15 protein-coding genes are annotated in these 16,449 nt (G+C 32.7%); 2 read left to right on the top strand and 13 right to left on the bottom strand.

The features are described from left to right. The first annotated feature begins 56 nt into the window (after nucleotides 1-56). Complete coding sequence (locus EDD62_RS08015; protein WP_123808496.1) at nucleotides 57-890, top strand: alpha/beta fold hydrolase; 834 nt, start codon at nucleotides 57-59, stop codon at nucleotides 888-890. 11 nt (nucleotides 891-901) lie between these two features. On the opposite strand, the gene EDD62_RS08020 is transcribed toward EDD62_RS08015, so the two are convergent. The 11 genes from EDD62_RS08020 to EDD62_RS08070 all read right to left on the bottom strand — a co-directional run bounded on the left by EDD62_RS08020 (nucleotide 902) and on the right by EDD62_RS08070 (nucleotide 13,207). Continuing rightward, nucleotides 902-1,891 carry a PHP domain-containing protein gene (locus EDD62_RS08020; protein WP_123808499.1) on the bottom strand — a complete coding sequence of 330 codons (990 nt, stop codon included), beginning with the start codon at nucleotides 1,889-1,891 and terminating at the stop codon, nucleotides 902-904. Between the two features lie 4 nt (nucleotides 1,892-1,895). Continuing rightward, on the bottom strand, nucleotides 1,896-2,663 hold the full coding sequence (locus EDD62_RS08025) for a DeoR/GlpR family DNA-binding transcription regulator (protein WP_123808501.1): 768 nt from the start codon (nucleotides 2,661-2,663) through the stop codon (nucleotides 1,896-1,898). 17 nt (nucleotides 2,664-2,680) lie between these two features. After that, nucleotides 2,681-4,015 carry an MATE family efflux transporter gene (locus tag EDD62_RS08030; RefSeq protein WP_123808503.1) on the bottom strand — a complete coding sequence of 445 codons (1,335 nt, stop codon included), beginning with the start codon at nucleotides 4,013-4,015 and terminating at the stop codon, nucleotides 2,681-2,683. Beyond that, entirely contained in the window at nucleotides 3,999-4,838 is an 840-nt protein-coding gene (locus EDD62_RS08035) for a metallophosphoesterase family protein (protein WP_123808505.1), read from the bottom strand. The genes EDD62_RS08030 and EDD62_RS08035 overlap by 17 nt, the downstream gene beginning before the upstream one ends. 10 nt (nucleotides 4,839-4,848) lie before the next feature. After that, nucleotides 4,849-5,742, bottom strand: a complete 894-nt coding sequence (locus EDD62_RS08040; protein WP_123808507.1) for a carbohydrate ABC transporter permease — start codon at nucleotides 5,740-5,742, stop codon at nucleotides 4,849-4,851. Between the two features lie 59 nt (nucleotides 5,743-5,801). Further along, on the bottom strand, nucleotides 5,802-7,502 hold the full coding sequence (locus EDD62_RS08045; RefSeq protein ID WP_123808509.1) for an extracellular solute-binding protein: 1,701 nt from the start codon (nucleotides 7,500-7,502) through the stop codon (nucleotides 5,802-5,804). A gap of 11 nt (nucleotides 7,503-7,513) precedes the next feature. Next, the gene (locus EDD62_RS08050; protein ID WP_414731070.1) at nucleotides 7,514-8,455 is read right to left on the bottom strand and encodes an ABC transporter permease; all 942 of its coding nucleotides are present in this window, start codon (nucleotides 8,453-8,455) and stop codon (nucleotides 7,514-7,516) included. A gap of 32 nt (nucleotides 8,456-8,487) precedes the next feature. After that, nucleotides 8,488-9,864, bottom strand: coding sequence for a CehA/McbA family metallohydrolase (locus EDD62_RS08055; RefSeq protein ID WP_123808511.1), 1,377 nt, complete (start codon nucleotides 9,862-9,864; stop codon nucleotides 8,488-8,490). After that, a complete protein-coding gene (locus tag EDD62_RS08060; RefSeq protein ID WP_123808513.1) occupies nucleotides 9,864-10,916 on the bottom strand; it encodes an ABC transporter ATP-binding protein in 1,053 nt (350 codons plus the stop codon). The genes EDD62_RS08055 and EDD62_RS08060 overlap by 1 nt, the downstream gene beginning before the upstream one ends. Before the next feature lie 131 nt (nucleotides 10,917-11,047). Then, nucleotides 11,048-11,989 (bottom strand): L-threonine 3-dehydrogenase, encoded by a 942-nt coding sequence (locus EDD62_RS08065; RefSeq protein ID WP_123808515.1) that lies wholly within the window; start codon nucleotides 11,987-11,989, stop codon nucleotides 11,048-11,050. Nucleotides 11,990-12,016: 27 nt separating this feature from the next. Beyond that, nucleotides 12,017-13,207 carry a glycine C-acetyltransferase gene (locus tag EDD62_RS08070; protein WP_123808517.1) on the bottom strand — a complete coding sequence of 397 codons (1,191 nt, stop codon included), beginning with the start codon at nucleotides 13,205-13,207 and terminating at the stop codon, nucleotides 12,017-12,019. Between the two features lie 141 nt (nucleotides 13,208-13,348). On the opposite strand from EDD62_RS08070, the gene EDD62_RS08075 reads away from it, so the two are divergent. Next, nucleotides 13,349-14,527, top strand: a complete 1,179-nt coding sequence (locus EDD62_RS08075) for a M20 metallopeptidase family protein (protein WP_077140919.1) — start codon at nucleotides 13,349-13,351, stop codon at nucleotides 14,525-14,527. A 2-nt stretch (nucleotides 14,528-14,529) separates the two neighbouring features. Here EDD62_RS08075 and EDD62_RS08080 read toward each other — a convergent pair whose 3' ends face one another. Both EDD62_RS08080 and tuf read right to left on the bottom strand, forming a co-directional pair. After that, a complete protein-coding gene (locus tag EDD62_RS08080; RefSeq protein ID WP_123808519.1) occupies nucleotides 14,530-15,078 on the bottom strand; it encodes a cysteine hydrolase family protein in 549 nt (182 codons plus the stop codon). Nucleotides 15,079-15,163: 85 nt separating this feature from the next. Then, nucleotides 15,164-16,351 (bottom strand): elongation factor Tu, encoded by a 1,188-nt coding sequence (gene tuf, locus EDD62_RS08085; RefSeq protein ID WP_077140921.1) that lies wholly within the window; start codon nucleotides 16,349-16,351, stop codon nucleotides 15,164-15,166. Nucleotides 16,352-16,449: the final 98 nt, after the last annotated feature.

Consider the following 16,449-nt stretch of genomic DNA (forward strand, 5'->3'; position numbering starts at 1 on the left):
ATATACAAATACATATTATCATCTTTACTATTCATCATATCATTGAGGTGACATACATGTACATTGGATCGAATGACGTAAAATTGTACTATGAAGACATCAGCGAAGGGTATCCTATAATTTTTATTCACGGTTTAACTGTCGATCATCGTGTATTAAAACATAGTATTGAACCTATCTTCGAACAACATCACGATTTAGACCAAAAATTTAGAAGAATATATTTTGACTTACCCGCCATGGGACGTACAAAAAATGATCGCCACATAAAATCAACGGACGATATAGTCAATGTACTCATTACTGCAATTAAAGAAGTCATCGGGGATCAAAAATTTATTATCGTTGGGCAATCATATGGGGGATATTTATCTAGGGCAATCATAAAACGAATGCACTCACAAGTTACAAATGCTGGATTTATTTGTCCTGTAATCATTGCTGATCATTCGATGAGAGAACTCCCAAAAAAGCAAGTGTTAGAGCGTTCTGAGAGTGTGTACGATGACACAGTCAATGAAGAAGATAAGCAACAATTCGAATCAGAAGGGGTAATCATTACACCAAGAACTTTAAGACGGGTTGCAAAGGATATATGGCCCGGTTATAGATTAAGAAGAAAAGCACATATCCAAGAAATTCAACAAAATTATATCTTTTCACAACCGCTAAATGATTTTATCTTTGAAGGTGTATCTTTATTTTTACTCGGTAAAGAAGACCATATCGTTGGATATCAAGATGCAATCAATATCGCAGATCAATTTGTCTATGCTAGTTACGCGATTCTACATCGAGCAGGACACAACTTACAAATCGAACAAGTACAAGCCTTTAACATGCACATTCAACAATGGTTTAATCAGATTATCAAAGAGCAAAAATTATAACGCTATCAAACTTATAAATTGATAGCGTGCTCCTTTTTACGAACCATATAGTACACTTCATTTACACCTAATTTCTTTAAATAATTCTCTTTAAGTTCTACATCATAACCAATGTCATCATACAAATGACTATCTGAGCTTAATGTAATCTTATTTTTTATAAAATATTCCATATCTTTTTGACTAGGACAAGATTGCTGAACTGGATACCTATATTTCAATCCTGAATTCCATTCGATAATTGTATCTGTGTCATTTAACGCTAGACTAATCTGTTTAAAATATTTATCCTTTATCATATTTGAAGGTTCGAACTGAAAAACTTTTAAATTATCTACATGCGCTATAATATCAACAATATTTGCTCGTATCATTTCAAGAATCGTTTCAAAGTGTGTAGTGTAAGCTGCATCCAAATCTAGCTGATTAAAATAATGTTTCAATGTTGGATTATCAAATCCAAATCCTTTATAAAAGTGAACGGAACCAATTGTATAATCTAAATCTAAACACTCGATGGTCTGTTTTAAAAAGTCAGCTTCTCCACTAAAAAAATCAACTTCTAAACCATACAATAATTCAATACCATGGTCTTTCCATTTTTGCTTTTCAGACTGTATAAATTCTTTAAACTGATCAAATGAAGTGACACAAACTCTATCTAACCATTCCGATTGTATGTCGCTTAATGCTTTATCATAATCATAAACATCATCTACAATATGCTTTTGGAAATAGTGTTTAAATTCCTTAAATCGATACATGTGATCGACAATTCCTACTACTTTTAAGTTTTTCTCGACTGCTTTTTCTAAGTAAAGATCAAACCATGTTTTATCATAACCATTATTCTCTATAATATTTTTAAATTCATTAAGTTTAATATTAACATCTAACGTTTTTGAACTATATTTCTTTTCAAGAAAATAATGAAATATTTTTTTTAGATACTCATTATTATATGGTCCTTCATCAAGATGTATATGTATATCTATCGTCATTTCTTTATCTCCTTACACAATACCAGTTTAGTTGATCATTTGTCTCTATTATGCGATTCATATTTGTGATCACATCATCAAATTCATTTAAGTCACTTATTTTGTAATAACATTCTTTATTTAGTTTGCTTTCATCTGTTAGTAAAATATTTCGATTAGATCGTGTCATCGCTTGTCTTGAGCACACTGTTTCGTCTAAATCAAAATCAAGTACCTCATATCGGTTAAAAGAACCACAGGAAATGAACGAAATGTCAAACTTAAAATTTTGTATTGCCTCAATAGTCATTGCACCCTTAACAGAATGCTGTTCTGGATTAGTAATGCCAGGTAACATAACAACTTGTCCGGATATTCTTTCTTCTTCAACCGCTTTATTAAATTGCATACATGAGCTGATTGAACTTGTCACAACCGTAAGGTTTGAAATATCATGTAAATATTCTGATAAATAATATGTTGTAGTACCTACATCAACAAAAATGATTTGATTGTTAGAAATGAATTTTGAAGCTCTTTTTGCAATTAGTTTTTTTTCTTTTTTACACTTATTTATTTTTTTGTTAAAAACTAATTCTTGATTCGTTTTTTGATATTTTGTTGCTCCACCATGAGTACGTAGTAATTTTTGATCATTTTCTAAAGTTGTTAAATCTTTTCTAATTGTTTCTTTCGATACATTTAAAATACTTGCCAATTCATTAACAGTGACTCTTCCTTTTAACTCTAATCGGTCCAAAATAAATTTAAATCGTTCTTCCTGAGTAAACATTCTCTATTTCCTTTCTATTATTCCGTATTAAAATGAAGCTTAGAGTATTCTTTTGAAGTCATTCTGCGATTCATAAGCAAATACCTAATAAATTCATCAATAATTAAAACAATCCATATTGCATAAATCCCCCCATCTAATGCTATACCAAAGATATAGCTCAATGGTATTGTTAACAACCACGTTACGATTACATTTACTGAAACTGGATAATAAACATCGCCATATACATTCAAAACATCAACAAGCAAGACATTCATCGCTCTTAAAGGCTCAAGTGCAATAGATAGGAATAATAATACGAAAATAATATTAAATACAACATGTTCAGTATTAATGATTTTCATGAGTAATATCGAGCCTATAATTACAATAAAATGTATCCCAATAGTTTGATAGAATATTACTTTTTTAGAGGTATTGAATATTTTTTTAAATATTTTTATATGATGTTTTGCTATGAATTTACCAAAATAAATTTGAGCAGCTATTGCAAATGCTACACTAAATGTAAATGTTATAGAATTAAAAGTTTGAACCATTAATTTCCCACTAATAACAGATACTCCGTACAAACTAATCATTGACGTTAATACAAACTGAGAGATATTATACGAAATATTTTCTCCAGCACTGGGTAGCCCCAATTTAACAATCATTTTACTTCTAGTGATTAATCTTTTAATCGTTAATCTCACTGGTTTAACGTTCACTTGTTTACTTAATATGTAGATAGCAATTACACACCCGATTATTTTACTTATGTTCGTCATATGAGCAACTGCTATGACAGGATCTGAAATATTATGAACTAATATAAACAGTACAATAGCATTCAGACAAACATTAGTAATATTCATAATAATTGATACCCATGTTGCATATTTCGCTAATTGCATCGTTCTTAATAATGTTGAAATGAGCATTGTTGTAGAATGAAATATAATACCTACTAGCAATACTGTCGTAAACTGTCGTGTTGCTGATTCTATTTCCTTAGGTACATTCAAAAATAAAATCATCCAATCCATCGTCAACAACACTATGAAAATCATAAAAGTCGTAAAAATTAAGTTAATAATAAAAACTTCTAATATAATTAACCAAATATCATCTTTCTTTCTATTGATTGTATAAATGAAATTTATTGAAGTTCCTACGTGAATAATTGTCGTTGTTAACATTAATATTAAAATGACTTGTTGACTAATACCCGATATTGCTATTGCTTTACTTGAATAGCTAGAAAGCATTAACATATCAACTTGAGCCATTAACATAAAAAAGAATTGCTCGATTAATATCGGTGTGTACAGTCTTTTAAAAGTTGGCTTATTATAGGGTACTATCATATTCTATAATCCTTGTCTCGACCAATCCGTTATCATTTAAAACAATTTCACGGGCTCCTCGGCATAAATCTCCATAACAATTAAATCCACTCACTCTACCATAATGAAGTGACACACCGTTCAAGTTGAATGAAAAGTCATTATCATGGTCATGTCCAGCAAAAACATTTTTGATATCACCATTTAAAAGAATATGTGCAAATGTACCTGTATTTAATAACGGTGACCCAATCGTTTCATTTTTTCCCCCTTTTATTTGTCTTGCTTCACTCACCGCATTGTATTCAGGTAAGGGAATATGTGTAAAGAGTAAGTTATTATTATACTCTTTATATTTTTGTTGAACATCAGATAACCATACATTGTGACCTGGTTCAACGAAATCATATAAGCCATAATGAGTTCTATCTGTTGATCCAGTATCAATTACATATAGTAAATATTTTGCATTTTCCATGTCTACAGGGATTACATAAGCTTCTTTATCATTAATGATTTTAGATTCAAATTTTTCTGTTAAAAATTCAGTTTGTTTTTCAATAGAACGTAATAAATTTCTATCATAATTAGACTCACTATCATGGTTTCCATATGTGAATGCTAGACGAGTATTGAATTGATTTAAAAAAACTACCAAGCGTTCATATGTTTCATATGCATCTACAATACCTTCAGACCATATTTGGTCACCAGTAAATATCAACAAGTCTGGATTATAGGTTTCGGTAATTTGTTTGATTAATTCAAAAGTTTGTTGATCTTTATCATCATGATGTGGTCCCAAATGCAAGTCTGTAAATTGAATGATTTTGAACTGCTCCACCATATCCCCCCTAATCTTTCATTGAACCAATATTAACACCTTTATTAAAATGCTTTTGAATAAATGGATAAATAAATAATACAGGTATTACAACGATAATAATTGTTGCCATCTTTAACGAGTCACCTGTAATGGTTACACGCTCTAACATCTCATATGACACACTATTTTGCTTTAATGCATCACTCAATGCCTTCTGTGTTGTAAGCATCTCTTGTAGCAGTGTTGCTAAAGGTCTTAGTTCACTATCACGAACAAAAAATGATCCTGTAAACCAGTCATTCCAATGTGAGACCGCATTGAACAATGCTATAGTAGCAATAACAGGGCGACTCATTGGTATTATAATGCGAGTGAATAACTGGAATTCATTACAACCATCAATTATCGCTGCTTCTTCTATATTTTCTGGAATCGTCAAAAAGAAGGTTCTCATTATTAATAAATTCCATACACTATAGAGGCTTGGTATAATATATACCCAGATTGTATTTGTTAAATTTAAATCATTTAGCACTAAATAGTATGGGATAACTCCTCCACTGAATAGCATCGTAAAGAAAATAAAAAATGTAATTGTTTTTCTATAAGGTAACGTTTTAGATTTTAAAGCATAAGCAGCCATTGCTGTTAGGAACACACTTATTACTGTTCCAACAATTGTTCTAAATAGGCTAATTCCTAATGCATTCAATATTGTACTTTGTTTAAATACTTCAATGTAATTATCTAACGTAAAATCTCGAGGCACAAAGTAAATACCACCTTTTTGAGCATCTCCTCCGTCATTGAATGATAGTGCAATGATATTTAAAAATGGTAATATGATACTCAAACATAGTCCGATTATACACAGCCACGTAATGATCATAATTATTTTATGTACTTTATCATTATATTTCATGAAAACAACTCCAAATTGAGGCAATCAATAATCAACGTTATTGATTGCCAAGTATTATGTTAATAGCGAATTGTTGTTCCGTCCGATTTCTTCTGTTCTAATAATTTGATATATTCCTCTAGCCCAGCATTTTTTAACTTCTTCTTCGCATCGTCGATGATTTTTTGAGCTTCATCCTCAGACTTTGCATAATATGCTTTAATTAAACTTTCATCATAAGCTGTCAAAGCTAATTCAAGCTCTTCTCCTTTTTCAAACTCAGGAATAAACGATTTCGGAGACAAACCGTCTACGATTTCAGCATCCTTCATTTTTTCATCATATCCCCACATCTCAATAATTTTCTGTGGTGTTGAATCATCTTCTTTTTTGGCGTTATCTCCATATTCCGCTTCTCCAAAATCCGCTTCTCTATCAATATCTGTATATCCTAAATGTTCAGCCCAATAGCTTCCAGCTCCACGGAAACCTCTTTTCGCAGCTTCATCGGGATTTTTTTCAATTTCTTCAAGCACTTCTTTAGTAGGTACAGGATTACCTTCATTATTCAATTCATAATCGCGTCCTTCTATACCGTACCAACTCAATAATTTTCCTTCCTTGCTAGCTAAAAAGTCTGCAAACTTAACAATTTCTTCAGGATTTTCTGTCGTTGAAGGAATTGACCACCCAGCATATCCGGATTTATATGGTAAAACCATTTTATATTCACCTTGAACATTATTTATTGGTCCGAGTGGAACGTATTTCATATCACTATTTTCAGCTTTAAAATTGTGTAAATCCGATACGATACCAAACGATTTATTTACCAAACCTTCCACAGCTCTATTTTCTTCCATTGTATAAAACTCAGGATGCATCAATCCTTCGTCAATCAATTTTTGTACATGTTTAACACGTTTCATTGGATAATCTGTTTGTGTTTCGAATTTTATTTTTCCTTCTTTATCTTCAAAAAACTTCTCACCTGTAGAACCAGTCCATACTAAGTCATTATAAAACGGATGTCGATCAGAACCACCCCAAGCAGTTGGTCCAATAGGTGTAACTTCTTTGCCATTAACATCTTTAAAGCCATGTTCTTTAATCTTTTTGGCTAATTCATGCACCTTCTCAGAACTATCAATTGAAGCTGGATCAATCCCCAACTCATCAACAATATCTTTTTGAATGTACGGTCCACCAATATATTTTCTATTTTCTTTACCTGCTTCTCTTGGAATTGACATATGTACTAAATATGTTCCATCTTGATCTTCTTGGAACATAATGTTTTCTTTTGTGTCTGTCGGCAAATATCCTTCTTCAAAATATTTACTATATACTTTTGTATCTTTCAACATATCAGTTAAATCATGAAACATCCCTTGTTCCGAAGCTTTATTTAACATTTTCATTTCTGGTCTTCCACTATTGTTAAGATAATACGCTATAAAGTCTGGTAAATCACCTGCTGCTAAACCTGACGCTAAGGCTTCTGTAGATGAATCTCCAGAAATACCTTGAAGTTCTAACTCAATCCCTGTTTTCTTTTTGATTTCTGCAGCAATCTCTTCATTCATATGTGGACTAACATCACCTTCACTCATGAATACTAAACCTTTGATTTTTCGATCAGCAATCCATGTATCCGGCTTTCCATTTTCATTTTTTTTATTATTTGTTGCATTCTCTTTTTCACTTTTATTATCACCACATCCTGATAACAACAATAATGCCACACAACATAATATAAGAACCTTTTTAATATATTTCATTAATTTTCCTCCTACCATAATGATGTCCCATACTTCTTGTGAGTGATAAAGTTAACAATGAGTACAATAATTAAACCGATGACCCCTTGGATTAATCCAATTGCTGTTGCGTAGCCAAAATCACCTCCTTTAAGACCTGTTTTAATAACATAAGTATCGATGATTTCAGATACAGATAAGTTGCCAGGAGTTTGGAGTAAATAAATTTGATCAAATCCTGCTGATAAAATATTACCCAATGATAAAATAAATAAGACTAATATCGTTGGCATAATAGAAGGGATTGTGACATATAATACTTGTTTTAATCGATTAGCTCCATCAATCATTGCCGCTTCATATAATTGAGGACTAATACCGACAATCGCAGCAAAGTAAATAACTGAATTCCAACCGATATCTTTCCAAACATAACTTGAGAACATAATAGGATAAAAACTTTCAGGTTCCATTAAAAAAAATCTATTCCCATCTCCGCCAGACAATTTAATAATTTCATTAACTAATCCGGTATTAGGAGCAAGTATACTTTGTACAATACCAATGACAACTACCCACGATAAGAAATGAGGTATATATGTAATCGATTGAACAATTGTTCTTAATTTATCATTAGCAATTTCATTGAACATTAGTGCTAATATAATTGGAAATGGTAAAGCAAGCACTAATTTCATGAAACTGATTATCAAGGTATTCCAAATATAATTCCAACTCATAGAATCTGAGAAGAATCTCTCGTAATATTTTAAACCGACCCATTCTCCTCCCCAAATTCCAGTATCATATCTAAACTCTTTAAAAGCGAGCACCATACCTGCCATAGGTAGATAATTAAACACAAAGAAAAAAATCACACAAGGTAATAACATTAAATACAAAATTTTGTGTTGCCAAATCTGTTTTAATATACTATTTTGTTCTGATATTCTATTTCGCTTCACTTTTGGGATATATCGTAAATAATTAATATTTTTTAACCATTTCATATCGAATCCTCCTTAATGAATACTGGATTAGTAAGCATCACTAATTGCTCATGGAGATACCCTTCTAACATAAACCATTCCAGTCCTACTATAATTTCTTTTAAAACTTTTAAAAGTGAATCTGTCGATAATTTTTTTAGGTTAAATTCTCCCAAATTTGTACTTAAAATATATCTATTCATACTTTGTTGGTCTTCTGTCGACATAGTAATTTCAATATCTTTAATTTGTTGATCTAAAATGTCTTCACCTAATATTGATTGGCCGTCAATATCAATGCGAAATTCCGAATGATTTACAATAGATATATAGCTTTTACCTGATCGTATCGCTTGTAATACCTGATTTTCATCTTTGTTATTAACACTTACATATAAATTAGGATATGGAAGGTTTTCATCTCTATGCCAATCTGAACCACTTGTCAACGCGATTCTGATACCATTATTTAGAAATTCTTTATACCAATTAATCGCTTCCTTATTGTGTTGACTATTCATATCAACATGATTAATCACTTCAATAAAATCGAAGTCTTTTATAAATTTATCATTATACTCAAATCGACAACCTGTACAAATAGGATTTCCAACTTCAAATGGATGAGCAATTCCCATCAATTGTTGTGAATGCTTCTGTTGTATTAGTTCATCAATATTATCTTTGTCTAGTGCATACCAAACAACATTATCCTCCAAGCTACCTATTAATAATAAATGTCCAAAATATGTTGTTAACTCTTGACCTTTTACCACTAAAATGTCACCATTATCTGGAATTTCTTGTAGGGCACTCGTAGTATTATGATCAGTAATACATAAAACATCTAATGAACGGTTTTTTGCTTTATCTAATAAGTCATTTACAGTGTAATCACCATCACTATGAACAGTATGACTATGTAATTCTACTTTTAAGTTTTGTTGTTGACGAATAAATCCAATCGAAACTTTTATAAAAACATTAATGAACTTCGACACAATTTCATGGCAATTTAAAACGATAGAGATTGTTTGATTAAATCGAGTGACCGTATTGTAACCTAACGATGACTCTTTAGTAGATATTAAGATTTGATCTTTATTTCTTTTTGAATGTCGACAACCAATATAATCATTTCCGTTTAATATACTTACAGTAAGTAGGTTGTCTAAAGAACAAGGTACTTCAATATTGTTAATTTTACATGTACTGAAAAAATTAAAGATTTCATCTTTATTTGTTACTTTTGAAGGTGTATAGCCCCAATCAATCTTTATATATTCAATAGCTTGTCTATTAAATGATTGAATATCTAATTCTTCTAAAATATTTTGTTTCCGATCCATCCAGCTTAATGTAAATTCTTTATCTAAAATAACTTGTTCATCCATTAATTAATCCTCCTGCCAGAATTGCGGTCAAAGAATTTAATTTTACTAAACGGCACAAAGAATGTGAGTTTTTGATTATAGTTGATATTAGTTTCATTGCTCACTTTCACTATAATATTGTGCGTAAAATATTTTAGGTGAACAAGTTTTTCAGAGCCTACCATTTCTATTAACTCAATTGGTAATTCTTTAAATTGAATACTATCTTGAAGATGTTCATCGATTATAATATCTTCAGGACGAAATCCGACTACCACATCATTTTTAAGAGTTTCGCTTGGAGTATTGTTACTTTCCATTAATTGCATAATGATATCTTTTGATGTACTAATTTGATTCATAGGAGGGCTACCCATAAATGTCGCGACAAATAAATTTGCTGGCTCTTTATAGATTTCCTCTGGCGTTCCTATCTGTTGAACTATTCCATCTTTCATCACGACTATACGATCGGCCATTGTCATTGCTTCCGTTTGATCATGTGTTACATAAACTGTTGTTGCTTTCATCTTTCTATGAAGTTTGATGATTTCAGAACGCATTTGAATTCTTAATTTAGCGTCTAAATTAGATAACGGCTCATCCATTAAATAAACTTTCGCATCTCGCACTATCGCTCTACCTAAAGCAACCCTTTGTTTTTGTCCCCCTGATAATTCTTTCGGCTTTCTTTCTAATAAATGTTCAATCTCGAGTATATTTGCTGAGTCATGTACTTTCTTTTGTATTTCATTTTTCTTCATCTTTCTCATTTTTAACCCGAAAGCCATATTATTATAAACTGTCATATGTGGGTATAGAGCATAATTTTGAAATACCATTGCTATATCTCTATCTTTAGGATGCATATTATTTACTTTCTTTTGATCTATTTCAATAGATCCTTTAGTGATATCTTCTAACCCCGCAATCATTCTAAGCGTAGTGGATTTACCACAACCAGATGGTCCAACAAAAACTATAAACTCATTTTCTTCAATTAATAAATTGAAATTCTTCACGGCATAATCATTTCCATTGTAAGATTTATGTATATTCTCGAGTTTAAGCATATACCCACACCCCTTTTCTAATATATTTAAATAGTAACACCACCATTTTAATTATTAATTAATATATGTTTAAAATTATGTAAAAAAAATGACTTTTGTTTTTTTCAAAACAAAAGTCAAACAAAAATTTTCTATTTATTTCTAATCGCTTCTAACATCACTTCAGTCATTTTCTCTAAATCATATTTTGGATTGAATTTCCACTGTCTTCTCGCTTCACTATCATCAATATGATTCGGCCAACTATTCGCAATACCTTGACGTACCGGGTCAACATCATAATTCATTTCAAAATCAGGTATATGCTTCTTCACTTCAGCAGCAATTTGTTCAGGCTCAAAACTCATTCCTGTAATATTAAATGCGTTACGGGTTTCTAATTGATCGCCATCTGCTTCCATTAAATCGATAATCGCTTGAACTGCATCATCCATATACATCATGTCCATATATGTTCCTTTGTCAATATACGATGTATATTGACCTTCTCTAATCGCTTGGAAGTATATATCTACAGCGTAATCCGTCGTACCTCCGCCTGGTTCTTTCACATGTGAAATTAATCCTGGGAATCTAACTCCACGTGTATCAACTCCGAATTTGTGATAATAATAATCACACAATAATTCACCTGATACTTTATTCACACCATACATCGTTGTTGGTCTTTGAATCGTCACTTGTGGCGTATCATCTTTCGGCGTCGTTGGGCCAAACGCTCCAATACTACTTGGTGTAAAGAATTGTAAATCATATTCTCGTGCAACTTCTAATGCATTTACAAGTCCTCCCATATTTAAGTTCCACGCGATGAGAGGTTTTGATTCTGCGACTGCACTTAACAGTGCCGCCATATGCATAATCGTATCTGGTTTAAATGATTCGACAAGTTCTTTCATTCGATCGATATTCATGACATCTAATACTTCGAATGGCTTTCCTTTAAAGATTTCCATATCTGGCTCTCTAATATCTGTTGGAAGTACATTCTCATCACCGTATACTTCTCTTAACTTCTGTGTTAATTCTGTACCAATTTGTCCTAACGCGCCAGTAATTATAATTCTTTTCATAATTCACCTACACTCCTTTAACATCAGTTACGATAGTACACCTAGCTCCTTTCCTACTTTTTCGTAAACTTTCAATGCTTCGTCTAACATTTCTTTCGTATGTGCCGCTGTCGGCATATTACGTACACGACCTGTTCCTTTGGGTACTGTTGGGAAGACAATGGACTTCGCATATACGCCTTCTTCCATTAGACGTTTAGAGAATTGTTGAGTTGTTTTCTCATCACCGATAATACATGGCGTAATTGGTGTTTCTGAATGACCGATATCAAATCCTAATGATTTTAATCCTTCTTTTAAGTAATCACCATTTTCCCATAATTTATCATGCAATTCTGTTGAATCCATTAACATTTGTACCGCTTCTGTAATTGCTTTCGTATCTCCAGGTGCTAAAGATGTTGAGAATAAGAATGGTCTTGAAGCAACTTTTAACCAGTCAATCAATTGCTGACTTCCTGCGACGTATCCTCCAACTACACCAATCGCTTTCGATAATGTACCGATTTGGAAGTCAATTTTATCTTGTAGACCGAAATGTTTAACTGTTCCAGCACCTTTACCCATTACACCGCTTCCATGCGCATCATCAACATACGTAATTAATCCGAACTCTTCTGCAATCTCAACAATCTCAGGAAGTTTTGCAACATCTCCATCCATTGAGAATACACCGTCTGTAATATACATCACTTTATTATATTGTCCTGATTCTACTGCTTCTTTCGCTTTCTGTCTTAAATCATCCATGTCCGAATGTTTAACACGGATAATTTTTGCTTTTGAAAGACGACATCCATCTATAATTGAAGCGTGGTTTAATTCATCTGATAAAATTGCATCGTGCTTATTCATCACCGCAGAAATAGCAGCCATATTGCAGTTAAATCCTGATTGATAAGCAATTGCAGCTTCAGTACCTTTAAATTTAGCTAACGTCTCTTCTAATTCAACGTGTAAATCAAGTGTTCCGTTAATCGTTCTTACAGCACCGGCACCTACACCATGAGAATCAACAGCAGATTTCGCAGCTTGTTTTAGTGTTTCATTTGTTGCAAGTCCTAAGTAGTTATTTGATGATAAATTAATCATCTTTCGTCCATCAATTGTTATTTCAGCACCATTCGCACCTTCTACAACATTGATTTCATTGTACAAACCATTATCTTTTAACTCTTTCAAATTTGACTCTAAAAATTCATTCAATGCCTTAGTCATTTTTATGACCTCCAAATTATTATTCATTTATAGTTTAACATTTTCATCTGTAAGTATTAATTATTATGTAGAACTTCTTATCTTTTATATTTGTCTGAAAATTGATACAATATAAACTAAAAATAAAGGAGATGAAATAATATGTTCGATATTACTCAACAGATTGAATCCCACTACCGTGAAATGGTTAATTTGCGTCGACACTTTCATATGAATCCTGAACTATCATTCCAAGAATATAAAACATCACAATATATTGCAGATTACTTAACAGACTTAGGCCTGGATGAAGTAAGAACAAATGTCGGTGGTCTAGGTGTAGTTGGTAAGATTATCATTGACACAAATCTTCCTACTGTAGCTCTTCGTGCCGATTTTGATGCACTTCCAATTCAAGATGAAAAAGACGTATCATATAAATCTACAATCGATGGCGTGATGCATGCGTGTGGTCATGATGCACATACTGCCTCGTTACTTATTGTTGCCAAAATTTTAAATGCGCATAAAGATGAACTCACAGGGAACGTAACCTTTATATTTCAACACGGAGAAGAAGTGGATCCGGGTGGTGCCATTTCAATGATTAAAGATGGCGCTCTAGATCGTGTCGATATTATCTTCGGTCAACATATGTCTAGCGATCTCCCTGTTGGCACAATAGGTTATAAATCAGGGACATTAACAGGTATGCCAGATGATTTCTTCATTACAATGAAAGGTAAGGGTGGTCACGCGTCTAAACCTGAATCAACAATTGATCCAGTTGCTGCCACAATTTCTCTTTGTAATCAAATGCAGTTCATCCATAGAAATATTCCATCTAGTTCATCAAATGTACTATCCATCACGATGATTCAAACAGGTTCGCAAAACAACATCATTCCTGAAGAATCCAAAATCGCTGGAACAATACGAACATTTGACTATCAAACTCAAAAAATAATGATTGATTCATTAAAAAAATGTCTCAATTCAACAAGCACGTATTTTGGTGTTACTTATGAACTTGAATACCTAAAAGGATATCCACCTATCGTTAACGATCATTACGCTACACAGCTCATATATGATAGCGCATCAAATAGTACTTCAATTGATAAAGTCATAGAATTAGAAGCAAGCCTAGGGGGTGAAGACTTCAGCTATTATTTACAAAGAGTACCAGGATCCTTTTTCCACACAGGAACTTATAATCCTAATTTTAAAGCTGGATACCCTCACCACCATCCATTATTTGATATTGATGAAAGTGGTATGAAGTATGGCGTTGAAGTCTTAATCAATGCTACGCTTAAGTATTTTAATGATCAGTCCTAATTTTATTCAACTGTTGCTCCCAATGTCTTTTCAAAGTGACTTAACGCAAATTCATGACCTACTTGATTAAAAGATGCGACACAATCTTTATAAATAGTTATATCATACCCTAAGTTATATGCATCAATTGCAGTGTGTAGAATGCATATATCTGTAACTAAGCCTGTCAATTGGATTGATTCAATATTTCTCTCTTTAAGTAACAGTTGCAGTGGCGTACCTTGGAAAGCGCTATACCTAGTTTTTTCAATGAAGAATACAAGTTCATCATCTTTTATTTCATTATATAAATCTCTAATACTTTGATAAAGTTCAATTCCTTTACTTCCCAATATATTATGTTCTGGAAATAGTTTTGTTTCTGGATGATAATAATCTTCTTCAACATGGGCATCCATCATAAAGAAAATAAATTCACCATCATTATATGATTGTTTAATTCTTTCATATAATGATTTTTCTATATGTTGCGCTGCTTCTCCAGCAGTTAATTTACCATCTGTTGCAACAAAATCATATGAATAATCAATAATCAGCAACGCTTTATTCAATGCTATCCCTCCTCACTTTGGGTAACCGCTTACATTATAACACAAAAAAAGCAAAGAGGATTATCCTCTTTGCCTTAAGTCTCACTTACTCTTCGATTACAGATACAACGCCTGATCCTACAGTACGTCCACCTTCACGGATAGAGAAACGAGTACCATCTTCAATAGCGATTGGAGAGATTAATTCAACGTTCATTTCAACGTTATCTCCAGGCATAACCATTTCAGTACCTTCTGGTAAAGTTACAACACCTGTAACATCAGTAGTACGGAAATAGAATTGTGGACGGTAGTTTGAGAAGAATGGAGTATGACGTCCACCTTCGTCTTTAGATAATACATATACTTCAGCTTTAAACTTAGTGTGTGGAGTGATTGATCCAGGAGCCGCTAATACTTGACCACGTTGGATATCTTCACGGTTCACACCACGTAATAAGGCACCAATATTATCTCCAGCTTCAGCATAGTCTAATAACTTACGGAACATTTCAACACCAGTGATTGTTGTTTTAGTAGACTCGTCTTTAATACCGATGATTTCGATTTCGTCACCGACTTTAACTGATCCACGCTCAACACGTCCTGTTGCAACTGTACCACGACCAGTAATTGAGAATACGTCCTCAACTGGCATCATGAATGGCTTATCAGAATCACGTTCTGGAGTTGGGATGTACTCATCAACTGCAGCCATTAATTCTAAAATTTTGTCTTCGTATTCTTTAACACCTTCTAAAGCTTTAAGCGCTGAACCAGCGATTACTGGAACGTCATCTCCAGGGAAGTCATATTCTGATAATAATTCACGAACTTCCATTTCAACTAATTCTAATAATTCTTCATCGTCAACCATGTCAACTTTGTTTAAGAATACAACTAATGCTGGAACACCAACGTTACGTGATAATAGAATGTGTTCACGTGTTTGTGGCATTGGACCATCAGCAGCAGATACTACTAAGATACCGCCGTCCATTTGAGCAGCACCAGTAATCATGTTCTTAACATAGTCAGCGTGTCCTGGGCAGTCAACGTGTGCATAGTGACGTGTTTCAGTTTCATACTCTATATGTGAAGTATTGATTGTGATTCCACGTTCTTTTTCCTCTGGAGCGTTATCAATCATATCATATGATTGTGCTTCTCCAGCACCACTTTTCGCTAATACTGTAGCGATTGCAGCTGTTAATGTAGTTTTCCCGTGGTCAACGTGACCAATTGTACCGATATTGGCATGGGTCTTCGAGCGATCAAATTTTTCTTTAGCCATTATAATACTCTCCTTTAATATATGTTAATTTTATTTAAATCATGCATAAAGGTATTATATCACTTTATGCATGTTAATTCCTATATAATCGTTATAAA

This window comes from Abyssicoccus albus (assembly GCF_003815035.1).
In the GTDB taxonomy this organism is placed as follows: Bacteria; Bacillota; Bacilli; order Staphylococcales; family Abyssicoccaceae; genus Abyssicoccus; species Abyssicoccus albus.